The following is a 23971-nucleotide window of genomic DNA, read 5'->3' as shown; positions in this document are numbered from 1 at the left end:
CGTGGCGAACTTGGTTCAGGCGCGTTCGTCGGGTTTCGGACGAGCGCGCAGTGCTGCCAGCTCCCGTTCCAGTTCGACCTGGCGGCTGACGTCTTTCTGGATGCCGATGAAGTAAGTGCGCTGGTCGAAGTCGCTCCTCACCGGCGTGATCGACAGCTCGTTCCAGAAGGCGCTGCCATCCTTGCGATAGTTACGCAGCACTTCGCGGCATGGGCGGCCCTCGGCCATGGCCTTGCGGATACGTGCGCGGCCAAGCTGGTCACGGTCGTCAGCCTGCAGAAACCGGCAATCCTGATAGAGAATCTCGTCACGGCTGTAGCCAGTGAGGCATTCGAAAGCGGCGTTCACGTAGATTAGGATGGTGTCGTCGCCTTCCTGTTCGGCAACCACGATGCCGTCATTGGACGCATCGACCATCGATTGCAGCAATTGCGCGTTGATCATGTCCGGGCCATAGGTGAAGGAAAACGGAAGATGGCGACTTTGGTAAGGGCGGCCTTTTGCCAGCGTTGAATGCTAGTATCCTACTTTTTCACTCAGTTTCGGAATCCTCTACTCGATGAAAGTCGCCATTATTTCCGGCTCGGTCTATGGCACCGCCGAAGAAGTCGCCCGTCACGCTGAATCGCTGCTCAAGGCGGCGGGTTTCGAGGCTTGGCATGCTGCGCGTGCCACCCTTCAGGATCTTCAGGGTTTTGCCCCCGACGCCTTGCTGGCCGTGACCTCGACCACCGGTATGGGTGAGCTGCCGGACAACCTCATGCCGCTGTACAGCACCATTCGTGACACACTGCCCGCAGCCTGGCGTGGCTTGCCTGGCGCGGTGATCGCGCTGGGCGACTCCAGTTATGGCGATACCTATTGCGGTGGTGGCGAGCAGATGCGTGAGCTGTTCGCCGAACTGGGCGTGCGCGAAGTGCAGCCAATGCTGCGCCTGGATGCGAGCGAGACGGTGACCCCGGAAGCGGATGCCGAGCCTTGGCTGGCTGAGTTGGCGAGCGCACTGAAAGCCTGAACCGGCACCTGTGCAGGCGTGTTAGCTGTGCGGCTCGCGCAACAAGGCCAACCACGCCTGCGCTGCCCGTGACAGGTAGGCGCCGCGTCGCCAGATAAACGCGATGTCCCAGCGCAAATCTTCCTGCGTATTCAACGGCACACGCACCACCCCGGGGCGCTCCAGCGCTTTTGCCACTACCCGGGGTAGCATCACCACGCCCTGGCCCGCTGCAACCAGCGCTGCCAAAAAATCCGCCTGCCCGCTGCGTCCGCCTTCCTTGGGGGTGAAACCCTGCTGCTGGCACGCCTTCAGCAGCCGGTCGTTGAGCACAAAACTGCGCTGGTACAGCAGAAAAGGTGTATCGGCCAGTTGCTCCAGGGCCACAGCGTCCAGGCCCGCCAAGGCATGGCCAGCCGGCAGCAACGCATCCAGCCGTTCGTTGCAGAAAGGCTGGTAGTCGAATGCCTCGTCGGTAGGCGTCAAACAGCCGCCCAGTTCCAGTTCGCCACTTCTGACCGCCTGTTCGATGCTGCGGCTGCCGCCTTCCAGCAGCTGGATGGCGATGTTCGGATGACGCCGCCGGTACTCGGCGAACAAGCCGGCGAACAACGTGTCGCTGCCAAGCATCGGCAAGCCCAGGCGTAGTTCGCCACGCTCCATCTGACTGAGATCGTCCAGCTCGTTGAGCAGCGCCTGGCGCTGACGCAGCAAGGCTTCGCCACGCTCCAGCACGATGCGGCCGGCAGCGGTCAAGTGCAGTTGCGAAGCCTGGCGCTCCAGCAGCGGCTGGCCCACATCTTGCTCAAGCTGGGCCACTTGCTTGCTCACGGCCGACTGGCTGATGTGCAGGGTCTGTGCCGCCTGGGTAAAACCGCCACGGTGGACCACTTCGATAAAGCTGCGCAGTTGTTTGAATTCCATGCTTAGGATTCCATTTTGGAATGGTGAGCAGTCTAACAATTCGCTTCTGGCCTAGGCAGGCAAATCATAAAATGAGGGCCTGTCGAGGAACCCCGCCATGAAACCTGCATTATTGAAAAAAGCCCTGCGCCTGCTTGTCGAGCTGGCGGTTCTCTGTGCGCTGTTCCTGCTTGGTGGCCAGATTGCCAGTTGGCTGGGCTGGCCGATCCCCGGTGGTGTGATGGGCCTGGCACTGCTGTTGATACTGTTCGCTTCGGGTGTGCTCAAACCGGCCATGCTGCAATTGGGTGCTGGCTGGCTGATGGCTGAGATGCTGTTGTTCTTCATCCCGGCGCTGATGAGCCTGCTCGACTATGGCTCACTGATCCGTGATGAGGGCTGGCGCATCTTGCTGGTGATCGCCGTGAGCACGCTGATGGTGATGATAGTGACCGCCATGACCGTTGAGCTGGTGTGCCGCTGGAGGTTGCGCCATGAGCCTTGAACCCATGCCGCTGTTCTGGTTGGCCTTGACCTTGCTGGCTTACCTGGGCAGCCGCTGGTTGTACCGGCGTAGCAAACGCTACCTGCTGTCACCGTTGATCCTGGTGCCGGTGTTGCTGTTGGCTGTGGCCGTGCCACTGCATACAGCCTATGCCGAGTATGCGCGCAACACCCACTGGTTGATGAGCGTGCTCGGCCCGGTGACCGTAGCCTTCGCGGTGCCGATCTGGCAGCAGCGGGCCATGCTGGCGCGCCACTGGCCGGCCTTGATGGTGGGCATGGTCGCTGGCAGCAGTGCCTCGATCGCCAGCTCCTGGGGGCTGGCGCACCTGTTGGCGCTGGACAGCGCAACCAGCCTGTCGCTGGTGCCGCGCTCGATCACCACGCCATTTGCCATGCCCTTGGCCCACGACCTGGGTGGGGTGCCAGAACTGACCGCGGTGTTCGTGATGTTCACCGGCGTGCTCGGTGCCATGTTCGGCGGTGTGCTGTTGCGTTGGTTGCCGCTGCGTACGCCGCTGGCACGAGGTGCGCTGTTCGGTGTTGGCGCGCATGGTGCCGGGGTTAGCCGGGCGCAGGAAGTGGGCCGTGAGGAAGGCTCGGTGGCCGGTCTGGTGATGGTCCTGACCGGGCTACTCAACCTGTTCGCGGCCCCCTTGTTGGCCTTGCTCCTCTGACCGTTCGTGCCACTGACTCGCTCAGTCATCAAGCTGGCTGGCAACGCAAGTTCCAGCCAATGGGCTGCTGGCTAGACTTTGCCTCGACATAGAGAGCACATGTAAGTGCCGAGGTGACATGCAATGAACGCAGCCTTGCCCTATTCCGCCAACACCACAACACCGGGACCCTTCTGATGCCTATGGCCGAGATTCCATTGTGCGTCTGGCGTACCCGGGCACAGAGTTTCATCTTCCGGGGCCAGAGCATCCGCTACTGGACCGCAGGGCAAGGAGAGCCTCTGCTTCTGTTACACGGTTTCCCCACCGCCAGTTGGGACTGGCACTACCTGTGGGGCCCTCTGAGCCAACGTTTCCGGGTGATCGCTTGCGACATGCTTGGCTTTGGTGATTCGGACAAGCCCGTCGATCACACTTACAGCCTGATGGAGCAGGCAGACCTGCAGCAGGCATTGCTTGCCCATCTGCAGGTCGCGCAGCCAGTGCATCTGTTGGCCCACGACTACGGCGGCAGCGTGGCTCAGGAACTGCTGGCGCGACACCATGAGCAGCGTGCCGACATTGGCAGCTGTGTGTTCCTCAACAGCGGGCTGTTCCCCGAAAGCTGCCGCATGCTACTGATCCAGAAGTTGCTGCTCAGCCGGTTTGGCTGGCTGGTCGGGCGCTCGTTCGGGCGTGACGACCTGGTGCGCAATGTGATGCAGGTCTACGGCCCCTGCACCCATCCCAGTGAAAGCGCGCTGGATGACTTCTGGAGCCTGATCGCTGCCAACCGGGGCACGCGCATCCTGCACAAGCTGGTGGGCTACATGCCGGAGCGCAGGTTGCACCGCGAACGCTGGGTAGGGGCGATGCAACGTAAAGGCGTGCCGCTGCGCTTGATCAATGGCATTGTCGACCCGCTTTCCGGCGCGCACATGCTTGAGCGCTACCGGCAACTGGTGCCGGAGCCGGACACCGTGCAGTTACTGGGCATTGGCCATTACCCGCATACGGAAGCGCCAGTGCAGGTACTGCGCCACTACCTGGCCTTTCGTGAGCGGCCGCTGAGCTATTACCCGCCGAAAGTGGCGTGGTCATGACGAGGCCTTTGCGCTGATGAGAGTGACAGCCACCTGACGGGCAGGATGCATTTTCAGACATCAAAAAAAAGGCCGCTGCAAGCCGCAGCGGCCAATCGAGACGTCAGATCAAGGAGCTTCAAAATCTACGTCGGTGAACCTAGCAGGCTTGAAAGGCGGGGGGGAGAGCCCTTCAAGCCGGCCAGTGAGTTAAGAATAAGCGCTTGATCCGTCTGGAAAAATAGCTTCTGTCGACATTCACCTTTACGTTTCGGGCAACAGTGCCAAGTGCTGGGTAAGCTTCCCTGCGCTATTGCCTTTCTCATCCGTTCACTCGAACAGAACCCGGACGCACCTGCGGATTTTCTGATCTACAGCCTGGCCAGCGGTTGCTGGTTCGATACTGAACGCGCGCGCGCTGCCCGTGAACTCGTCCCTGCCTTTGCTGAAAGCAGACCATCATCAAAGGGCACCCCACATATTACACCTTTTCCGGCTTTGCCCGCATTACTTCGGCTACCGGCCAGGATATCTCGCACCTGGTGGAGTGGGAGATCGTACTGGCCGGCATCCTCAGCGTGCCGTTTCCGCTGGCGGCCATGGCCGTCGGGCTGTTCTGTGCGGCCAGGTCCTGCGTTACCGGGGCCATCGCGTGGAGCGATGGCTACCGTTCGGCCGCCTTGCTGTCGTTCGCGGCGGGGGGGGCAGGAACGGTGGCTTCCACGGGGGGCTTGGTACGGCTCGGTGCCGCGCAGAAATACATCACCGTGCTTTCCCGGGCAGAGGTGTCGCAGCCCACGGCCTTCTCGCGTGTGATCGGGCGGCTATGCGATGACTACGGCGATTTGGTGAGCGAGGTGGCGCCCGCCCTTTATGACGGTTTCTCTCAGGAACTGCTCTGGCTGGTCGAGGAGGAAACGCTAGACGTCGAAGCGCAGTGTGGGTTGCCCGCGTAACCCATGCGCCAGCTCACGGTTCGTGCGGCCGTGAGCAGGCGCTGCGCCGCCGGCCCATGTTCATCGGCATGGAAGATCGACGTCGGCCCGACCACGGTCATCACCGCGGCGATCTGCCCCATGGCGTTGAATACCGGCGCCGACAGCGCATCCACCCCCGGCATCAGCAGGCCATGCACATGGTGCAGGCCCTGTTCGCGGATGCCGGCCAGCAGTGTGTGGTAGTCACTGGCGGTTTGTTGCAAAGCGGCCAGTTCCCTGTCGCGCAGTTCCTGGGTTTCTCGCTCGGGCAGGTAAGCGGCGAATACCAGCCCGGTGGACGAGCTGAGCAACGGCAGCACCGAACCGATCTGGGTCACCACGGTGACCGCGCGCACGGCAGGTTCAATGCTTACCACCGTGGCCCCCTGGTTGCCCCACACGGCGATGAAGCAACTTTCGTTGAGTTCATCTCGCAACTGCGACAACGGCATCCCCGCCACCTTGAGTACATCGATGCTGCCCAGCGCCGCCAGCCCCACCCGCAATGCTTCACGCCCCAGCCCGTAATGGTTGGTGGCCGCATCCTGTTCGGCAAAACCACTGGCAATCAGCGCCTGCAGGTAGCGATGCACTTTGCTCGCAGGCATCTGCACGTGTTCGGCCAGGCGCGATAGTGAAGTCGAGGGTGAGAGTTCGGCGAGGGCCTTGAGGATGTCGGTGCCGACTTCCGCCGAGCGGACCTTCTGCTTGCCGGTGTCGGTGGGGGAGTTGGCTTTGGCCATGGGAGGGGAGGTTCCGGATTTATCGTGTCGCCTTTATAGCTTGACGCCTTGAGCGGAGCAAATTACGTTATTCGTAATCTGATTACGATAAAAACAAAATCCGGAGGCATCGATGAACCGCGACACGTCGCCCGACCTTCACTACCTGAGCGGCTTCGGCAACGAATTCGCCAGCGAAGCATTGCCTGGGGCGCTGCCTGTCGGGCAGAACTCCCCGCAGAAGGCCCCGTATGGCCTGTATGCCGAGCTGCTGTCGGGCACGGCGTTCACCATGACCCGTAGCGAGCTGCGCCGTACCTGGCTATACCGCATTCGGCCTTCTGCCTTGCACCCACGCTTCGAGCGCCTGGCGCGCCAGCCGCTCGGCGGGCCCCTGGGTAGCATCAACCCCAACCGCCTGCGCTGGAGCCCGCAGCCGATTGCTGCTGAACCGACCGATTTCATCGAAGGTTGGCTGCCCATGGCTGCCAACGCCGCCGCGGAAAAACCGGCTGGCGTGAGCATCTACATCTACTGCGCCAACCGGTCCATGGAACGGGTGTTCTTCAACGCCGACGGTGAGCTGCTATTGGTGCCGGAACAGGGCCGCCTGCGCATCGCCACCGAACTGGGCCTGATGGAGGTCGAACCGCTGGAAATTGCGGTGATCCCACGTGGCATGAAGTTCCGCGTCGAACTGCTCGACGGCCAGGCACGTGGCTATATCGCGGAAAACCACGGTGCGCCGCTGCGCCTGCCGGACCTGGGCCCGATCGGCAGCAACGGCCTGGCCAACCCCCGCGACTTCCTCACGCCCGTGGCCCGCTACGAAGAAGCCGAAGGCCCGGTGCAACTGGTACAGAAGTTCCTGGGGGAACACTGGGCCTGCGAGCTGCAGCACTCGCCTCTGGACGTTGTGGCCTGGCATGGCAGCAACGTGCCGTACAAGTATGACCTGCGCCGCTTCAACACCATCGGCACGGTCAGCTTCGACCACCCGGATCCCTCGATCTTCACTGTGCTCACCTCGCCCACCAGCGTGCATGGCATGGCCAACATGGACTTCGTGATTTTCCCGCCACGCTGGATGGTGGCCGAGAACACCTTCCGTCCGCCATGGTTCCACCGCAACCTGATGAACGAGTTCATGGGCCTGATCAATGGCGCCTACGACGCCAAGGCCGAGGGCTTCCTGCCGGGTGGTGCCTCGTTGCACGGGGTGATGAGTGCCCATGGCCCCGACGCCGAAACCTGTGAAAAGGCCATTGCCGCCGATCTGGCGCCGCACAAGATCGACAACACCATGGCCTTCATGTTCGAGACCAGCCAGGTGTTGCGCCCGAGCCTGCAAGCCCTTGAGTGCCCGCAATTGCAGGCCGACTACGATAGTTGCTGGGCGACCTTGCCGAGCACCTTCAACCCGAACCGGAGATAACCCATGAACCACACTGCCAATGCCCGTAGTTGGGTCGAGCACGCCAACGGGCACAGCGACTTCCCGCTGCAGAACCTGCCATTGGGCATCTTCAGCCGGCCGGGTGAAGCCAGGCGCTGCGGCGTGGCGATCGGCGACGCGATCCTCGACCTGGAGGCGGTGCTGGCCGCTGGTCTGTTCGATGGGGCGGCCAAGGCCGCCGTTGAAGCCACCCGCGGCGGGTCTTTGAACGCATTCTTCGCTTTGGGCCGCAATGCCCGCGTAGCCCTGCGCGAGCGTTTGCAGGTGCTGCTTGGTGAGCACAGCGAACACCAGGCGGCCTTGAATCCGGCGTTGTTCCCGGCCAGCGACTGCCAGTTGCATGTGCCGGCGCAGATCGGTGACTACACCGATTTCTACGTTGGCATCGAGCATGCGAAGAACGTGGGTAAGCTGTTCCGCCCCGACAACCCACTGTTGCCCAACTACAAGTACGTGCCGATCGGTTATCACGGCCGCGCCTCCACCATCCGCCCGTCCGGCACCGACGTACGCCGGCCCAAGGGCCAGACCCTGCCGGCCGGGCACACCGAGCCGAGCTTCGGCCCTTGCGCTCGCCTGGACTACGAGCTGGAGCTGGGTATCTGGATTGGCCAGGGCAATGACATGGGCCAGGCAATTCCGATAGGCGATGCCGCCGAGCACGTAGCCGGCCTGTGCCTGCTCAACGACTGGTCGGCGCGCGATATCCAGGCTTGGGAATACCAGCCACTGGGGCCGTTCCTGTCCAAGAGCTTCATCACCACCATTTCGCCCTGGGTCGTCACCGCCGAAGCGTTGGAGCCGTTCCGCTGCGCCCAGCCGGCCCGCCCGGAAGGCGACCCCCAGCCACTGTCGTACCTGCTGGATAAGCGCGACCAGGCCAGCGGTGCATTCGATATCGAACTCGAAGTGCTGCTGCTGACCGAGCGCATGCGCGAGCAGGGCATTGCCCCGCACCGCCTGACCCTGAGCAATACCCGCAGCATGTACTGGACCGTGGCGCAGCTGGTGGCGCACCATAGCGTCAACGGCTGCCAGTTGCAGCCGGGTGACCTGTTCGGTTCGGGCACGCTGTCGGGCGCCACGCCGGGTTCGTTCGGTAGCCTGCTGGAGATCACCGAAGGCGGCAAACTGCCGGTCGAGCTGGCCAGCGGCGAGGTGCGTAAATTCCTCGAAGACGGCGACGAAATCATCCTGCGTGCCCGCTGCACACGTGACGGCGTGGCCAGCATCGGTTTCGGTGAATGCCGCGGCACGGTCATCGCAGCCAACTGAGGAGGCAGGGGTATGGAGCTGTACACCTATTACCGTTCCACCTCGTCCTACCGGGTGCGCATTGCCCTGGCACTGAAGGGGCTGGCTTACCAGTCCCTGCCGGTCAACCTGCTGCAGGGTGAGCAGCGCGGCGAGGGCTATGTAGCCGTCAACCCGCAGGGCCGCGTACCGGCCTTGCGCACCGACGGTGGTGAGGTGCTGGTGCAGTCGCCGGCGATCATCGAGTACCTGGAAGAGGTTTATCCACAGCCTGCGTTGCTGCCAGCCACAGCCGAGGCACGGGCCAAGGTACGGGGTGTGGCGGCCATCATTGGCTGCGACATTCATCCGCTGCACAACGTCAGCGTACTCAACCGGCTGCGCCAGGCCGGTCAGGACGAGGGGCAGGTCAACCAGTGGATCGGCCACTGGATCAGCCAAGGGCTCGCGGCAGTGGAGCAACTGATTGGCGATCACGGTTTCTGCTTTGGTGAAACACCTGGGTTGGCGGATGTGTATCTGATCCCGCAGTTGTACGCGGCCGAACGCTTCAACATCGACCTCGGCAGCTTTCCACGCATCCTGCGGGTTGCCGCACTGGCGGCCGCGCACCCGGCGTTCGCCAAGGCCCACCCCGCCCAGCAGCCGGACAGCCCGGCTCAGTGAAGTGAGCGGTTCGCCGCCGGAAGCTTGCCGATTCGCTCGGACAGCTTCAGGCGCTGGACCGGGTCTTCCGTCAGTAGCAACGCATGCTCCAGGTCGAAGCGTTCGGCCTGCGGGCAATCCAGATGATGGTAGAGCGAGGCGCGGGTCATGTAGTCGCTCACCTGCACCGGGCCCAACAGCATGATCCGCTCTGCATCGATCAACGCCGCCAAGTGGTTGTCGTTACTGATGTGCAGCTGGCGCAGGTTGCGTGACAGGCGTTGCAGCATTTGCAGCGGGCTGGCGCTGCGCAGGTGCTCTGCTGTCAGCGCCTGGTGCGGGCCGAACTGGCGCGCCAGCAACTCTCGGCAGTCGCTGGGGTATAGGCGCCGGCCGCCGCAGGGGTCGAGCAGGTGGTCTGCACCCGGCACGCGCAGCAGGAAATGGCCAGGGAAGCCCACACCCTCCAGCGGTATGGACAGGCGCCTGGCCAGTTCCAGAGCGAGGATGGCCAGTGTCAGGGGTTGGCCCCGGCGGCGCTGCAGTACCTTGTCCATCATTGCTGCATGCGGGCGCAAGGGGTGGTATTCATCTTGCTGAAAGCCCAGCGCATTGAGCTGGCGCAGCAGTGGCTGGGCCAGTTCGCATAGTGGAAGCATCGGCAGGTTGGCGCTTATCTCGCGCTGCAGGTCGTGCAGCGCAGCAAGGCTGGCCGCGGGCTCGACACCAGGGTCGTGCTCGGCGGCAATCCACAATGCGGCTTCCAGCAGGTCGACAGGCTCGCGTTCCAGGCAGGCCAGGCAGGCTTGACGTGGCTTCATGGGGCATCTCCACACACGCTTGAGTATTAGCCGTGGCGCGCGGTTTCGTCCAGTGGTCCGGCGGCGGCGTCAACGCCGAGGCCGTGCCTATACTGGAAGGAGCACCTCGTAGGGGAGCCGGTCGATGTTCGCGCTGATGCAAAGCACCCGTACCCAGTCACTGCACTTGTTCAATGACCCGCCTACGGGCCTGAAAGCCGTTGTGGCAATCCACAGTGAGCAGTTGGGCCCGGCCATGGGTGGGTGCCGTTACCTGCCTTACGCCGATGACGAAAGCGCCATGACCGACGCTATTCGCCTGGCTCAGGGCATGAGCTACAAGGCAGCACTGGCCGGCTTGCCGATGGGGGGTGGCAAAGCGGTGATCATGCGCAACCCCCATGTGGAAAACCGCGCCGCGCTGTTCGAAGCCTTTGGCCGCTTCATCGATACCTTGAATGGGCGCTTCATCATTGCCGTGGACAGTGGCACCTCCACCTTGGACATGGACTGCATTGCCCACAGCACTCCCTATGTGACCAGCACCACTGCCTCGGGCGACCCATCGCCGCATGCGGCGATGGGGGTATTCGCAGGCATACGTGCCACTACCTCGTTCCGGCTGGGCAGCGATGACCTAAGAGGCTTGCGGGTAGCGGTGCAGGGGTTGGGCAATGTCGGTTATGCACTGGCGGAGCAATTGCATGCGGTGGGCGCGGAACTGCTGGTCAGCGACCTGGACCCGGGGCGGGTGCGGCTGGCGATGGAGCAGTTCGATGCCAAACCGGTGACCAACGATGCGTTGATCAGTACCCCTTGCGATATTTTTGCACCCTGCGGCGTGGGCCCGGTACTGAACGGGCAGAGTGTGATGCAACTGCGTTGTGCGGCAGTGGCGGGGGCAGCCAACAACCAGCTGACTACCTTGCAGGTGGCAGACCAACTGGAGTCGCGCGGCATATTGTATGCACCTGACTACGTGATCAATGCCGGTGGGCTGATCTATGTGGCACTCACCCACCGTGGCGAAGACCAGCGCACAATTACTGCGCACCTGGCGCGGATCCCTTCACGGCTGACTGAAGTGTTTGGCCATGCGCAGGCGGAAAAGCGTTCGCCGGCAAGGGTGGCGCAGATGTTGGCGGAGCGGTTGTTATATGGCTGAAGTTGATGATGGTGTTGCTGACCACTTCGCGGGCAAACCCGCTCCCGCACCTTCAGATCACTCGGCAGCAGCATCCTCAAGCAACTCGGCCAACGCATCCGGCTGGCTTTTGAACGCCCGGGCGAACACGTCACGGTTCTTTGCCATGTAGATACCGGCTTCCTCGACCTGCTGCTCAGTCAGCGACGGCACCGCCTTGTGCAGTACTTCTGCCAGGCGCTCGGCCAGTTCGAGCATTTTGTCGTGACGGTCTGCTTCGGCCTTATCCATGAACAAGCGCTCCGGGTCGCGGCTGCTGCGGTACACCACTTCGACGGCCATTCATCACCTCTATGCCTTTTTGCTGGTTGTGTTGCGATTTACTGTATCTATATACAGTAATGGCAATGCTGGTTGGTGCGCAAGCAGAAATTGTAGCGTGGTATAGACCGGGCGAATGCGGTGGCGGCTGCGACGGTGAATGGCGGGGGGATATTGGCCGGCAGGTCCGGCCTATTCGCGGGTGAACCCGCTCCTACGGGGGCGTTAACGGCTGGATTTTGCGTCAGGCACGTGATCGCAAGGAAAGCAGTCTGGCTCAAGGCATGCGCTGTAGATGTAGATGCTTTGTTGGCGGTCAAGCTTTTCTGTGGGGGGCTACGGCCGATTGTGTCAGGGCGGCAAGGCGCCTGCCTTGGTTTTTGCGGTGTTGCGTAGATCGAGCGCCGCCCGCGCGGCGCATCGCGAGCAAGCTCGCTCCTACATTTGTTTCGGGCCAATTATTCCTGGCGCAGACGCGCACGTCCCCTTGGCGCTCACCTCGATATCGTGGGGGACAAACAGGGCGGTCGCGCGCGTAGGCACAGGCGATACTGGCCCGAAACAAATGTAGGAGCGAGCTTGCTCGCGATGCGCCGCGCGGGCGGCGCTCGATCTCACAGGCGCTGAAACTGCTGCGGCAAACACATAGAGGCCTTCACCAAACCTGAAGCGAAATCCTCACGGCTTCATACCCAACTCGGCATCATCCATCAGCGCCTTGGCCATGGCACTCAGATAATGGGCCGCCCAGATCATCATGGGCCTCTCCTCCATCAGGCCTGTGATGGTCAACTCCCGCACATAGCCCATCAATTCCGACGACTGCTCGCGGGCGTCCCTGCAGGGGATGCCGGGCTCGATGCGGAACAGTGGATGGGTGCTGTTTTCGCCTTGATAGAAAGTGGTCTTGCCGACGGTGAATTGGGTGTCTTCTGTTGTCATTGTTCAATCCCCTGAAGTTTCTCTAGTGCCTGGGCCGACCCTTTCGCGGGCATGCCCGCTCCCACAGGCTCCCACAGGTACTGTGCAAGTCTTCAAGACTGTGGTGATCCTGTGGGAGCCCGCGAAGAGGCCGGCCCTCCCGGCGCATTAACCAGCCTTAGTGCGAAGTCCTGTGCTCAGCGGGCATCTGCACCTGAACCAGTGCCGACTCAAGCAGAGCCCGCAGCGCCTCCAGTTCATGCATCGAGGTCATCATCAGGATCGAAACCGGTGACTTGGGCTGAAGCAGCAACGCCTGATGCACCACGGTAGCTGCGCACAACGCGTAGTCGGTGGCCTGGATCAGGGTGTCTTCGAGGGAATGGGGGTATGGGGTGGATCGGGAACTATTTTCAGCATGGTGAAGGCCTGTTCAAAGTTGGGGCCACCACCTCCTGCTGTCAAACAATGAGGCGGCAGCTGTACATGGGTTGACAGACCGGTGAACAGAACCAAAAGCCGGCGCACACGAGGTGCCCCATGACAGCTGCCATAAAGGCAAAGCCATGTGGTTAGTTCAGGGCGGCCTGTCAAAGCCGATCGCTGACTGGCAGCGACGACCCCAGACTAGTGCGCATGCCCGAACGCCACAATGGCAGGGAGTATCTTTGGGAAATGCCCTACAAGGAAGGGGCTAAATCTGATTTTTCCCCAAGCACGGCCGTGCATTTCTGCAATGCGCCATGCCTCAAGGTGCCTTGCGGCAATCGGTCGCCTTCCAAGACAGGGGCTTGGCCCTTTAACTGCATGGCACAAGCGTCACATCAGCGACGCATCATCCTTAAAGACGTATCGGGGAATGGAACATCGTGAACATCAAATGGGCAGAAAAACTGCGCAAGGGCCTGCACGGCTCGGCCGACTCGCTGGGCAACCTGTGCGTTGAGGCGTTCCATTACCTGGCGCTGTTCGGCATTGGCGCCATCACCGCCTACGCGGCAGTCGTGACGTTCCTGGACATGCTGGGCAAGGGCGGGATCAGTGTCGATGACATCCTGCTGTTGTTCATCTACCTGGAGCTGGGGGCGATGGTGGGGATCTACTTCAAGACCAACCACATGCCGATCCGCTTCCTGCTGTACGTGGCAATCACCGCGCTCACTCGCCTGCTGATCGGCGATGTTTCGCACCACAAGGCACCGGACGAAGGGCTGCTGTACCTGTGCGGCGGCATCCTGCTGCTGGCGTTCTCGATCCTGGTGGTGCGCTACGCTTCGTACCGCTACCCCTCGACCAAGGTGCTGGACGCCAATGGCAAGGCAGTGGAGGAGGGCAAGTAGCCCTCAGTTGGCCAGGTCCAGGGGCATGGAAATGCCACCAGGACGTGGGTAGCTTCGATTTCTATTACCGAGGCTTCTGAAAATCGACAGAGCGCGCGTCACCCCAAAGTGCCGCGCCCCGTTCCCAAAGCCCGGAGATTCTCTGGCTTGTGGCTTTTTAATATCGCGCCAGGTGGCGTGTAACCCACAAGGTCCAAGGCCTGCACACGGTTGACACCGTGACCCACAAGCCTATTTACTCGGCAGCTCTCAAGGATGGCAACCTAGCACGTGGATTGAAACCTGACGTGCGTTTTCAGGGAGATGCTGATGATCAGGGCAGGTCATGACGCTGTCGCGAGCCTGTCCGAACTTGGCGAACAGGGGTTATCCTTCATGTTCGAAGCGGCCAGGTTCGGCGACGAGATATCGCACACCAGCGCGCTGGGGGGGCGTCCTGATCGGGGCCGCCCTGGGGATTACGCTGGTGGCCACGGTGGCGATCGCCACGTTAAAGCCACTGACCAGGGCCGCGAAGTCCCGTTCGTGACCCTGCAACCGGGGTATCGCATCTACCAACCCTGTTCTTCTTCGGCGAAGTGTCAGACACCGACACCGAATTGCGCCGTAACGTATCGAGAACGTCCTCGGCCACTTTCTGCTCTTCAGCCGCATGCCCGACGGCACGCTGACCGACATCAGCGCTACCGGTGGCACCCGTGTGCACCTGCACTGCGACAACCCGCTGGGTCGCCTGACCAACCTCAAGCACGTGGTGAACAACGAAGCGGTGGAAACGCTCACCCAATACCGCTACGACGAACACGGCCAGCTATTCAGCGTTCCGCGAGAGAAAGCCTGAAAATAATACGTTTGTAGTGGATGCGATCACTGGGAGGCCTTTGTGAGTGGTTCCAATTATTACGTTTTGCGCTACAACCCACAGGAAAGTGGCTGTCCAATCGTGTTGTCAGGTTTTTTTAATTGTAATGAATTTGAATGGGATCCGTTTGAGTCAAATCCGCTGGAATTAAATATAGCGAAACAATATGTTTTGCAATTGTCCGGGCTAGAAATGGAGTTGTCGGATCTGGAGTTTGATTACTACAGCATCGGTGATACTTTTGTTTCCAGGGAATTTTTAGCGGTTTGCGATAAGGTTGGAGGGAAGTATAAGGCTATTCCCTTGCAAATAACCTATAAGGAGCAGTGTAGGCAAGGGGACTTTTTCATTTTTCTTCCTGGTGAAAGTTTAGCGGCTATGGATAAGGTTGAGTCGGTGTTCGAAACATCCAAGGATCTGGAAACCGGTCTCGAAATTGAAAGTAACATTTATACGGGGGGTATGAATATTGATGCTATAAGTAGGTTTGTGGTTTCCCCGGAGCTGCAGTCGGATATTTTTAGATGCCAAGAAACCTTGGAATTGTTTTGTAGTGAGAGGTTCAAGTCAGCGGCAACTGGCTTGAAGGGTGTTTCGTTTGAAAAAGTTGATGATAATTATTCGTATGATACATGGGCTGAATTGAGCGATATTTGAAGGTTGTAAGGGTCTTATGCAAGGGGCTAGGGGGACTCCGAACAATTACTCAGTAATCCGCAATAAACCACGTGCTGACCTGCTCGAATGACTTCCATAGGAGCTGACCTAGGGTAGTGCACTGGACTGTGAATACGACCCGCTCAACTACCTGACAGATCATGTGCGCCTACCGGATGGGCGCCTGAACTAACTGAACTTGGATGGCCGACGAGGTGTTTTAACTCAACGTCCAGATGTTATGGCTGCTGATGTTAACGGGAAGTTCATGATCGGACTTGTATCCAATGCAGGTATGGGCAAAGAGCTTCCTGCGCTTACATCGCGTAATGAAACGGCAATGAGTAACTTGCCTCTTGGTAAGCAAAACGAGATCTTGGTGTCAGAGCATCCATATAGTGCCTCTGATATGAAGGATATGTTTGATGATTTTATTACTGGAATATGGGTCATTTTATGTCCATTTCGTTAGCTTTGTACGGTATTGAGGGCGTCACCCCTAGACTGGCTCTGAAATTTGCCAAACACTATTTTGCTTGTCTGCATTTGTCGATAACGGGTGCGGCTTATCTTAAATACTTGAACGATGGGGATCATGTCGGTGACCATGATTTAGTAATGGTAGAAATAGCCGAGCTCGAAGAGAAAATAAACAACGGTATTGCTACGGCTTTTAGGGTATACAACGAGGCAGCAGGTGCTATCCCATGGTCTGCATCCTTCGGTTACACTACGAATGATTTTGGCGGCTTTTATCATTTTGATGGTCAGTGCTCTGGTGATCTTATTGAATTAAAGGGCATGATAAGTTTTATTAAAGACGTGTGTGCTGATATTGCTGTGCCGTATGGGATGATCTATAAGTGCGAAAAAGTAAGTAAAGCATTTAGTTATGCGGCTGGCAATAATATGGTCACGATGTATTCGTATGAAAATTCGTCGGCGTTCAAGAAGGAAGTTCCCGGCAGATTTCAGGGGCGAGAGCGCTATAAAGAGCATCTATTGCGAATGGTCTATCCCGTTAACGTAATAAGTAATAAGCATTTAGAGATCGACGTTGGGGGCGTGGTGCTGAAAGACTGGATTGGTGAGAGTGTGGGGCGAGGAAAACTCGAAGCTTTAACTTCTTCTACGTGGTTGTGGTATGTAGAGGCTGATCAGCTTGAAGACGTAAATAAGTCTCTGGGTGAGGCAGGTATTCTAATTTCGTGGAAAAAAATGGAAGGCAGAAAGCGGTTTTGAGTTATGTAGAGTAAAGTTTGGTGGCTGCTATTTCGGCGTGATGTCGTAGGTGCAGTTGCTCCTGCTTTCTGTAAAGGTATGTTTCAATAATGTGTCATGAGCGGGTGATCGTTAAAAATGGAAGGAGCGATTGCGGGGCTGTAGTCGCCCCAATTTACCGATATACCACATCGATGATTATCGAAGTGAACTTCAAATCCAAGTACTTATAGTGCAATGACGACGCACAGATCGAGCGTTTTTGATCGTTGTGACAGACGCGCTTGACCAGCCCGCGTCGCTGGAACGCAAGCCGGACGGTGAATTAGAAGCGTATTGAATGGTTCATGCGGATAAATATTGGAGAGTGCAATGAGTGATATTGAAATTGCGCTGAAAGAGCTGAGCGCCGTACATGCCAAGTATAATCTTTCTGGGCGGTTTTTTGCGTCGAATGATGTATCTGTTCGCTGGCCTGCAGAACTTCCACACTCTACTGAACTTGATGTTTTTTATAATGGGTACGAGCCGGACGGGGTTAAAATCGAGACTGGCCTTACGCCTCTGAAACTATTTGACATGGTAGCGCTAAGACAGGCACAGATTGGGGTAGTTATGCGCCGTTGGCGCGGATTGATCAAGTTGAATACCACGCAGCATCTTGGAAGTGGGACCGTTGAATCATATAGTGGTACGGTAGCTAAGTTGAAGCTTGATAATGAAAATGCTCGCGGTAAATAACTTGGTGACAAAGGAGCCCTGCACGATGCAATATTTTACGTCCTTAGGTATCGGTGAGTTATGAGTTCAGAGGATCGGTTGTATTTTGAAAGTGTTTTGCAAGAAGAGCTAAGGGGCGTTGCCTCAAAGTTTGATGGTGTGGTGGCGTCAAAGAATAAGCTGAAATTTAAATATAATAAAAAGAATGTGGCTGAGCTGTTCTTGGATTATCTCGCGCGCGTAGATTCTTATGTGCTTGCTGGGATAGTTTTTGGAGGGGAGCTCTTTGAGTACGCGTCAAAATTCACGCCTCCTTACAAAAGTAATTTATTAAGTGATGGCTGTTTTTCTTTCATCTCGTCAGGTGAGCAGAGTAAACGGTTCAGTGGTGAGTTTGGAGGAGCGATAAGGACGCCGGCTCCTGTTTTGGCGGGTGAAGTTTGTACTCATATCCGGCTTGTTCTGGAGGAGTTCTATGTCCCCCAAATGTTAGCCGCTATCGTGCCGACAGATAGGACTATAAGTGACGTTGTCTTGTCACCAGGTGACTACTCGTATCCCGCTGTATTGATACATTGTGCTGCTAAGTTGGGTGGGTTGGCTGGGAATGAGGTTAAAATAAAAGAGGCGATGTCCTCAAAGAAGATTGTAAAGTGCAAGGCCTACGATGTCCCGTTGCTCGGCGGGCTTTTGTAATGCTTTTGTAGCGGCTTTTTGAGGATGACTGGCTGCGCATTTAGGTATTAATGCAGGAAATTGACTTAGAGAGGGTGGGCTTGGATGAGAATTGGCTCTTTGGATGATCTGAAGTGCAAGATTCAGCAAGATAGTTTTTTTGAAGATGTTGTATCAAGTGTGAATGATTGGAATGAAGCATTAGATAGGCGTGATGACGATGTCTTCGACTCCGTATGGAACGATGCATTTGAGGAATTAAAAAACCTTGAGTACTCATCTGAAAGCGATGAAAAGGCTGTAAGTGAGATTCGAGAGTATGTCTTTAAGAAAATATATGAGTTGGTTCGTAGTCCGGATGTCGCAGGATATATTTCGGATGACATAGGGTTGGTGGCTGAGTCGATATCTAAGTCATGCAGTATTGAATGGGTGGGAAAGTTATTTGATATTTATTGCGCTGGAGAATTTCCTAATTAACGAGTTTTTGAGGCTTTGCGCGTTTTTTTCGTTGAACATCGGAGTGTGGAGGAGCAGGCTAGCGTGATTCTGGTTAGATGATATTTTCGTGCTTTCCGAGTTGTTGCCTGCCTTTTATGGTGGGGCGTCGCCTGGGCAGAAGGCCTGCTACTTTCATACGGATCAGATTGGTACACCGTTGGAGCTGACGGACAGTGATGGTAAGTTCGTTTGGCAAGCGACTTATTGGCCATGGGGGGCATGTTAATGAAGCTGATTGAGCCTGTTGATAATTATCCTGAAAAATATTGGCTTTCCTATGATCATGTATTCAGCATAGATCACCTGAGTTTTCAAGAGTGTAAATTAATTTCGGGCTCTGATTTGCCGGTTCAGCTTTCACTCAAGAAAAAAGTCAGCTTGAGCGCATTTAGGAAGTATGACTATCTTTTCAGTGATGGGCCGGACATTATAACGTCTGACCTTGTCAATATTTTTCTTGGCATGGGGCTTGAAGATGAGATTCAGTTTGTCCCTGCACGTGTTGTGATCAATGGCGATGTGCATAATGATTATTATGCAGTGAATTATTTGGCATCAGAAAGCGCTTTTGATATGGAAGAGTGCATTTATAAGCCGTTAATAAAGTCATTGCCTGGCGGGCCTAAAAAATTCAGTAGGATCGTTCTGCAGGATATCGAACCAACTCATTCGATTTTTCGCGCGCTGGAAAGCATGTCACGCATTGTCGTGTCGAATCGGGTAGCTGAGTCACTTCAGGGTAAGTCTGTGATTGGTATTTGTTTTGTTGAAGGTCGGGATGATATGTGAGTTTGTGTTTTCTAAGGGCATTTTCGGATGTATTAAGGGGCTTGACGTATGGTGACTGTAGAGGATGTACGCGTTTGGGTGAATGATAGAGCATGCGGTGACTTGTTGAGTTTTGTGGCTAAAAAATGCCGTTAAATTTTTAATATGATTCGGTTTCTGATGTTGTTTTGCAGTTTGATGCTAATAAGCTGAATTTGGCGAAGCTGGAGTGGGCCTGTGAATCGCCCCTGGTTTCGTAGACACCTCCAAGCCTCATAATGAGGCCCAAATAGGAGGTGCCATGAGTCGTCAGCGTTACCCCGAAGAATTCAAGATCGAAGCGGTCAAGCAAGTGACCGAGAAAGGCAAACCTGTCGCCGATGTCGCCCAGCGCCTGGGCATGTCCGTGCACAGTCTTTACGCCTGGATCAAGGTCTACAGCAAGCCCCAAGAGCAGCGTCAGCAAGACGACGATCAGCAGGCCGAACTGCGCAAGCTACGCGCTGAACTCAAGCGCGTGACGGAAGAGCGAGACATCTTAAAAAAGGCCGCCGCGTACTTTGCCAAGGAGTGCGGCTGAAGTACGCCTTCATCAAGAAGCACTCGACTGATTACCCGGTGCGGCGCCTTTGCCAAACCCTCAAGGTGCACCCCAGCGGCTATTACGCCTGGCTGGCCGAGCCTCAATCTGCCCGAGCAAAAGAAGATCAACGTCTGCTTGGCTTGATCAAACACGCTTGGCTGGAAAGCGGAGGTGTATACGGCTACCGCAAAATTCACGATGACCTGCGTGAGCTGGGAGAGGAATGCGGCCGAAATCGAGTCAGGCGCTTGATGCAGGCGGAGGGGCTGCGTTCTCAAACGGGCTATCGGCGGCGTCCAGGGTTCTATGGTGGAAAACCAACAGTGGCCTCGCCCAACCACCTCGCGCGGCAGTTCAAGGTAAGTGAGCCGAACAAGGTCTGGGTGACAGATATCACTTACATCCGCACCTATGAAGGGTGGCTCTACCTCGCGGTAGTGCTGGATTTGTTCTCACGCCAAGTAATTGGTTGGTCAATGAAGCCAAGGATGTGCAGCGACCTGGCTATCGACGCGATGTTGATGGCTGTTTGGCGACGCAAGCCTCAGCAGCAAGTTATGATTCACTCAGATCAAGGTAGTCAGTTCAGTAGCTCGGATTGGAAAAGCTTTTTGAAGGCCAACAATGTAATCAGCAGCATGAGCCGGCGGGGAAACTGCCACGACAATGCCGTAGCCGAGAGCTTTTTCCAGCTTTTGAAGCGAGAGCGAATCCGACGAAAGATCTACACAACCCGTGAAGAAGCCCGAAGTGATATTTTCGATTACATCGAGATGTTCTATAACCCTAAACGCCGACACAGCAGTGCTATGCAGCTGTCTCCAGTAGAGTATGAGAAACGCTATTTCCTGAGCTTGGAGAGTGTCTAGAAAACCAGGGGCGATTCACTGCTTGGCCACTGTCGCTCGAGAGGCCAAGGCAAACTATTAGAGAAAATGCTTGGCATCATCAGGAAAATATGAAGACGATACCGGAAGCGCCTAGAAAAACACAATAGGCTTACGTTGTCGGGTGGTGTTAAAAATATGAAATGAAGCTGTTAATAGGATAGAAAAATGCCTGTAGTTTACAAAGCTGGTTTGACTGATGCTGAGATAAACTCACTTGAGGCAGCAGTTAATGTTGCCTTGCCTGTTGCGTATAGAAATATATTGGCACGCATGAATGGTTTTTATTTGACTGAGCCTGACTTTGGGCAGTTGCCGTTGAAGTCTGTTCAAGACGGGCGCGTGAGTTTTGATCGTCTGTTTGGGGTTATACCTGGAGAGGAATGTAATGATCTTATTAGCTTTAATCATGAGTTCATTTCTGAGCTGGCATTTGTTGATGGCGTTTTGGCGATTGGGGAAGATGGGGGAGGGAATCCTTACGTGATTGTTACTGAGTCCGGGCGAGAAGGGGTTTATTATTGGGATAGGACCCACTTTCATGACTCTGACTCTATTAATAAATATGATATAGCGGAGCAAGGTGATAGCGGTCACCTTTATAAAGTGGCACAAGGTATTGATGAGTTTTATTCTTTGATTTTAGCGTCGCTGCCCGATGAGGTTGAAATGGTGGAAGAAAATTGAGGCGGGTGGTGATGGAGTGGCACGTTGACCCACAATGTGACATTGATATAAATGATAAGCGTAATGGGATTTGGCTACCGGATACAACCGCTGCGGCTCACAAAGGTACGGGCGTGCTCGGCAAAGGATATAAGTAATATATATTTGATAAGCTTTCCGTAACCAATGGCCGAAAGGGGTTCCTGAACGCATTTTTCGAGCGTAAGCAGTCGCTGTTTGAGGGTGTTTCATTTAAAACGATTAGGTAGATCTATGCTGATAGAAGATTTGAAGCGTTTTAAAGATGAGGTTGTCAAGAAAGCTGAGGACGCTTCCTTTGTTTTGGCTTCTGATACGAATTGTGCCAATGCTTCGAGTGTTAAGTGGTCGAAAGGGGGCGGTATTTCTTTTATTCCTTATGAGTTGGAAATGTCGGGTATAAAACCCAGCAGGCTGTCCGCAAAGGAGCCTGTAAGTAAAAAAAATATAAACAAATATTATTATGTGGAGGGGCAGTTAAATAAGGTAGATGTCTACAATGCAAAGGGTGAGATCCATGGGTTCGAATATTTTTTCTATGATGATAGGCGAGCGTATTCACTTAAAATTAATCGGCACGGCGAACGTTTGTGGCTCAAGGTAATTGATATAGAGCAAGGGGAGGTACGTAAAGCTTGCAGGATTGATTTTGACTCGGAATTTTGGACGCTAGGTTACGAGTGGAGTGAAGGGCGTCTCCAGGAGATTCTGACGTTTTCGTCTAACAGTTTGCCTGGCATCAAGATATATCCAGTTTTTGAGGAAAATAATCTTGTTGGCTTATTTACTTTGCGTGGTGAAGAGAGAATATATGTTTATGATGAGCGGTAAGTTCTAGGTCGCTAAATCGTGACGGCTAATGTTCGGTAATCACGGGTTCGGGATAAGTGTCGGGGTGTTTTTGTAATAATGATGCAGCCCGTTATTTGATCAGTTATGAGGTTGGGGTGACCTGATAATATGGGGGTGATTCATGAGTATCGAGTTTTCTGTGGTTGCAGATACGGCGACTTTAGCGATATTTGATTTGAAGGCAATTCGCCATAGAGTGAGTGATTCATTTGATTGGTGGAGTATTCAAAGTGATGAAATTTCTGAGATGAATGAGGGTAATATCGCTTTTTTAAATTTAGGTGAGGATGGTAGGTATAAAGTGAAAGTTGAAGACAGTCTATTAGATCCGAGCGGGGGGATTTACTTGAAGGTTCCTTCCGGGCGAGTGTTCGTAGGTGCAGGGGAAGATACTTCCGGAGGGGGGCTGGAGCCTGATGGCTCGAGTACAATACAAGGCGAGTTTCTTAGTCTCGAAGCAGGTAGCTATTATATGAGTTACAAGGTCGAGAGTGGAGTGATCTGCTTGGCTTTCTCGTCCAGTAGCAAGTTTAGTAATGATCTTGCAGATTCGATAAGGCTTGCTATTTAGTTCCTGAAGTGGTTTGAGGTTTTTGGGTTTTAGGAAAGTGCTCTTTAACAGCTGGGATATGAGTAGTTGACGAAAGACGTCAGCCTGGCTCAAAGGTTGGCGGGAGTTGCATAATTATTTGTTGAATTGGTTCATAAAACAAATTAAATCCGCATGAGCAGGTTTACCTGGTGTGCACCGAAGCGGTGGAAACGCTCACCCAGTACCGCTACCCCTCAACCAAGGTGCTGGACGCCAACGGCAAGGCAGTGGAGAAGGGCAAATAGCCCTCATTTGGCAACCAAATGGCGCGGTTCGTGGCGGGCGTCACGGGTCAGCGCGGCCAGCACTTGCAGGGGGTTCTGGCTGAGTTCGATCGCAAGGCCCAGGCGGATGCTGTCGATCACCCGCTGCAGGCGCACCGGGTCGTTGCGTTGGGCCTGGGTGATGAGGCGCTTGGCGACCACGCCGGCGTCGTCGGACAGGGTCAGCATGATGCTGCCGTCAAGGTTGGTAATGCTCAGGTTCACCCGGTATTCGGGGGCGAATGCAGCACTGATTCGTTCGAATGGGTTATTCATGGTCTTGCTTCTGCGTTGAGTGAATGCAGAGGTTGACCGGGACGTTCGCACGTTGGTTCAGCGCCATTGATCGGCACAAACGAAAACGCCCGGCTCCAGGCCGGGCGTTTTGCTATGCCGATCAGGCGTCTGGGTCACTCAGTTCCAAGGCGCCGCGCTTGCTGCGCAGCTTGCCGTAGAAGTGCTCCAGCGCGTGATTGAGCTTGGTGGCGGCACCGTCGACTGCCTGGTCCAGAGAACTGGCGGTGTGGGTCACGGAAATCGGTTGGTGGCCTTTCGGGCGAGCCTCCATCTGGCAGCGTTTGTCATGCGGTCCGGGCTTGACGCCGTTCTCGTCGCGCAGGTGAACCTCGATGCGGGTGAGGTCTTCTTCGTAACGTTCCAGCGAGTTCTGCAGTGTGCTGCGGACCCACTGGTCGAGCCGGGCGTTACCGTCGAAATCGTTGCTGCTGTTGACCTGGATTTGCATGATTCAATCCTTATTCAGCTTGCTCGCATGGAGACGCGCCTAGGCCCTTGAGACCCTTGGAATTTCTGCGCCTCTTGACTCTAAGGTCAGGCAAGCGCGAGACGAATTCAAGCCCTTTTGGAAAATAAATTTCTTGTTGCAGATTGGCGGACTGCGACGCGCCGCTATCGCGGTCAAGCAGGTAGATAGTCCTGAGCTTTGATTATGAGAATTGAAATCAT

Annotated in this window: 28 protein-coding genes and 4 pseudogenes; 23 read left to right on the top strand and 9 right to left on the bottom strand. The window is 56.0% G+C overall.

Annotated elements, in window-relative coordinates; translation table 11 throughout:
• Positions 1-15: 15 nt before the first annotated feature.
• Positions 16-444, bottom strand: coding sequence for a PAS sensor domain-containing protein (locus GST84_22085; protein ID XGB14882.1), 429 nt, complete (start codon positions 442-444; stop codon positions 16-18).
• 115 nt (positions 445-559) lie between these two features.
• On the opposite strand from GST84_22085, the gene GST84_22080 reads away from it, so the two are divergent.
• Positions 560-1015 (top strand): flavodoxin, encoded by a 456-nt coding sequence (locus GST84_22080; protein ID XGB14881.1) that lies wholly within the window; start codon positions 560-562, stop codon positions 1013-1015.
• A gap of 21 nt (positions 1016-1036) precedes the next feature.
• On the opposite strand, the gene GST84_22075 is transcribed toward GST84_22080, so the two are convergent.
• Positions 1037-1918, bottom strand: coding sequence for a LysR family transcriptional regulator (locus tag GST84_22075; protein ID XGB14880.1), 882 nt, complete (start codon positions 1916-1918; stop codon positions 1037-1039).
• A 97-nt stretch (positions 1919-2015) separates the two neighbouring features.
• Here GST84_22075 and GST84_22070 point away from each other — a divergent pair, with 97 nt between their 5' ends.
• The 4 genes and pseudogenes from GST84_22070 to GST84_22055 all read left to right on the top strand — a co-directional run bounded on the left by GST84_22070 (position 2016) and on the right by GST84_22055 (position 5095).
• Entirely contained in the window at positions 2016-2402 is a 387-nt protein-coding gene (locus GST84_22070; GenBank protein ID XGB14879.1) for a CidA/LrgA family protein, read from the top strand.
• Positions 2392-3078 (top strand): LrgB family protein, encoded by a 687-nt coding sequence (locus GST84_22065; protein ID XGB14878.1) that lies wholly within the window; start codon positions 2392-2394, stop codon positions 3076-3078. Before GST84_22070 ends, GST84_22065 begins: the two co-directional genes overlap by 11 nt.
• Before the next feature lie 176 nt (positions 3079-3254).
• Entirely contained in the window at positions 3255-4160 is a 906-nt protein-coding gene (locus GST84_22060; protein XGB14877.1) for an alpha/beta fold hydrolase, read from the top strand.
• Positions 4161-4678: 518 nt separating this feature from the next.
• A pseudogene (locus GST84_22055) lies at positions 4679-5095 on the top strand (hypothetical protein).
• On the opposite strand, the gene GST84_22050 reads toward GST84_22055, so the two are convergent.
• The gene (locus GST84_22050; protein ID XGB14876.1) at positions 5026-5859 is read right to left on the bottom strand and encodes a helix-turn-helix domain-containing protein; all 834 of its coding nucleotides are present in this window, start codon (positions 5857-5859) and stop codon (positions 5026-5028) included. The pseudogene GST84_22055 and the gene GST84_22050 overlap by 70 nt on opposite strands.
• 112 nt (positions 5860-5971) lie before the next feature.
• On the opposite strand from GST84_22050, the gene GST84_22045 reads away from it, so the two are divergent.
• The 3 genes from GST84_22045 to maiA are packed head-to-tail and all read left to right on the top strand — an operon-like array spanning position 5972 to position 9214.
• Entirely contained in the window at positions 5972-7273 is a 1302-nt protein-coding gene (locus GST84_22045) for a homogentisate 1,2-dioxygenase (GenBank protein XGB14875.1), read from the top strand.
• 3 nt (positions 7274-7276) lie between these two features.
• Positions 7277-8569, top strand: a complete 1293-nt coding sequence (gene fahA, locus GST84_22040; protein XGB14874.1) for a fumarylacetoacetase — start codon at positions 7277-7279, stop codon at positions 8567-8569.
• A 12-nt stretch (positions 8570-8581) separates the two neighbouring features.
• On the top strand, positions 8582-9214 hold the full coding sequence (gene maiA / locus GST84_22035; protein ID XGB14873.1) for a maleylacetoacetate isomerase: 633 nt from the start codon (positions 8582-8584) through the stop codon (positions 9212-9214).
• Here maiA and GST84_22030 read toward each other — a convergent pair.
• Positions 9208-10014, bottom strand: a complete 807-nt coding sequence (locus tag GST84_22030; GenBank protein XGB14872.1) for a tetratricopeptide repeat protein — start codon at positions 10012-10014, stop codon at positions 9208-9210. The genes maiA and GST84_22030 overlap by 7 nt on opposite strands.
• 124 nt (positions 10015-10138) lie before the next feature.
• On the opposite strand from GST84_22030, the gene GST84_22025 reads away from it, so the two are divergent.
• Positions 10139-11158: an amino acid dehydrogenase gene (locus tag GST84_22025; protein ID XGB14871.1), complete on the top strand. Its 1020-nt coding sequence runs from the start codon at positions 10139-10141 to the stop codon at positions 11156-11158.
• A 57-nt stretch (positions 11159-11215) separates the two neighbouring features.
• Here the strand turns inward: GST84_22025 and GST84_22020 are convergent, their stop codons facing one another.
• The 3 genes and pseudogenes from GST84_22020 to GST84_22010 all read right to left on the bottom strand — a co-directional run bounded on the left by GST84_22020 (position 11216) and on the right by GST84_22010 (position 12799).
• The gene (locus tag GST84_22020) at positions 11216-11479 is read right to left on the bottom strand and encodes a hypothetical protein (GenBank protein ID XGB14870.1); all 264 of its coding nucleotides are present in this window, start codon (positions 11477-11479) and stop codon (positions 11216-11218) included.
• Positions 11480-12136: 657 nt separating this feature from the next.
• Positions 12137-12400: a DUF3077 domain-containing protein gene (locus tag GST84_22015; protein ID XGB14869.1), complete on the bottom strand. Its 264-nt coding sequence runs from the start codon at positions 12398-12400 to the stop codon at positions 12137-12139.
• 157 nt (positions 12401-12557) lie between these two features.
• Positions 12558-12799: pseudogene (locus GST84_22010) on the bottom strand (hypothetical protein).
• A 449-nt stretch (positions 12800-13248) separates the two neighbouring features.
• Here GST84_22010 and GST84_22005 point away from each other — a divergent pair.
• From GST84_22005 to GST84_21940, 14 genes and pseudogenes are all read left to right on the top strand, one after another.
• Positions 13249-13719, top strand: a complete 471-nt coding sequence (locus GST84_22005; GenBank protein XGB14868.1) for a phosphate-starvation-inducible protein PsiE — start codon at positions 13249-13251, stop codon at positions 13717-13719.
• Between the two features lie 525 nt (positions 13720-14244).
• Positions 14245-14533: pseudogene (locus GST84_22000) on the top strand (RHS repeat protein).
• A 69-nt stretch (positions 14534-14602) separates the two neighbouring features.
• Positions 14603-15238, top strand: a complete 636-nt coding sequence (locus GST84_21995; GenBank protein XGB14867.1) for a hypothetical protein — start codon at positions 14603-14605, stop codon at positions 15236-15238.
• Positions 15239-15506: 268 nt separating this feature from the next.
• Entirely contained in the window at positions 15507-15710 is a 204-nt protein-coding gene (locus GST84_21990; GenBank protein ID XGB14866.1) for a hypothetical protein, read from the top strand.
• Positions 15695-16480 (top strand): hypothetical protein, encoded by a 786-nt coding sequence (locus GST84_21985; GenBank protein ID XGB14865.1) that lies wholly within the window; start codon positions 15695-15697, stop codon positions 16478-16480. The genes GST84_21990 and GST84_21985 overlap by 16 nt, the downstream gene beginning before the upstream one ends.
• A 351-nt stretch (positions 16481-16831) precedes the next feature.
• Positions 16832-17200 carry a hypothetical protein gene (locus tag GST84_21980; GenBank protein ID XGB14864.1) on the top strand — a complete coding sequence of 123 codons (369 nt, stop codon included), beginning with the start codon at positions 16832-16834 and terminating at the stop codon, positions 17198-17200.
• A gap of 60 nt (positions 17201-17260) precedes the next feature.
• Positions 17261-17875, top strand: a complete 615-nt coding sequence (locus GST84_21975; protein ID XGB14863.1) for a hypothetical protein — start codon at positions 17261-17263, stop codon at positions 17873-17875.
• An 84-nt stretch (positions 17876-17959) separates the two neighbouring features.
• The gene (locus GST84_21970) at positions 17960-18334 is read left to right on the top strand and encodes a hypothetical protein (GenBank protein ID XGB14862.1); all 375 of its coding nucleotides are present in this window, start codon (positions 17960-17962) and stop codon (positions 18332-18334) included.
• An 82-nt stretch (positions 18335-18416) separates the two neighbouring features.
• Positions 18417-18575: pseudogene (locus GST84_21965) on the top strand (hypothetical protein).
• A 5-nt stretch (positions 18576-18580) separates the two neighbouring features.
• On the top strand, positions 18581-19144 hold the full coding sequence (locus GST84_21960; GenBank protein XGB15820.1) for a hypothetical protein: 564 nt from the start codon (positions 18581-18583) through the stop codon (positions 19142-19144).
• Positions 19145-19424: 280 nt separating this feature from the next.
• Positions 19425-20575 (top strand): IS3 family transposase gene (locus tag GST84_21955; GenBank protein XGB14861.1). Its coding sequence is split into 2 segments (ribosomal slippage): positions 19425-19659 and positions 19659-20575, totalling 1152 coding nucleotides; the frame shifts between segments, so codons are not numbered across the junction.
• Between the two features lie 186 nt (positions 20576-20761).
• The gene (locus GST84_21950) at positions 20762-21280 is read left to right on the top strand and encodes an SMI1/KNR4 family protein (GenBank protein XGB14860.1); all 519 of its coding nucleotides are present in this window, start codon (positions 20762-20764) and stop codon (positions 21278-21280) included.
• A gap of 252 nt (positions 21281-21532) precedes the next feature.
• Positions 21533-22129: a hypothetical protein gene (locus GST84_21945; GenBank protein XGB14859.1), complete on the top strand. Its 597-nt coding sequence runs from the start codon at positions 21533-21535 to the stop codon at positions 22127-22129.
• Positions 22130-22271: 142 nt separating this feature from the next.
• Complete coding sequence (locus tag GST84_21940; protein XGB14858.1) at positions 22272-22721, top strand: hypothetical protein; 450 nt, start codon at positions 22272-22274, stop codon at positions 22719-22721.
• A gap of 269 nt (positions 22722-22990) precedes the next feature.
• On the opposite strand, the gene GST84_21935 is transcribed toward GST84_21940, so the two are convergent.
• Together GST84_21935 and GST84_21930 are read right to left on the bottom strand one after the other, a co-directional pair.
• Positions 22991-23281, bottom strand: coding sequence for a DUF3509 domain-containing protein (locus GST84_21935; GenBank protein ID XGB14857.1), 291 nt, complete (start codon positions 23279-23281; stop codon positions 22991-22993).
• Between the two features lie 121 nt (positions 23282-23402).
• Complete coding sequence (locus GST84_21930) at positions 23403-23750, bottom strand: ribosomal subunit interface protein (protein ID XGB14856.1); 348 nt, start codon at positions 23748-23750, stop codon at positions 23403-23405.
• Positions 23751-23971: the final 221 nt, after the last annotated feature.

Source organism: Pseudomonas putida (genome assembly GCA_041879295.1).
Lineage (GTDB): Bacteria > Pseudomonadota > Gammaproteobacteria > Pseudomonadales > Pseudomonadaceae > Aquipseudomonas > Aquipseudomonas putida_Y.
Note: the sequence above shows the minus strand (reverse complement) of the source record. Positions and strands in the feature narration are given on the sequence as shown.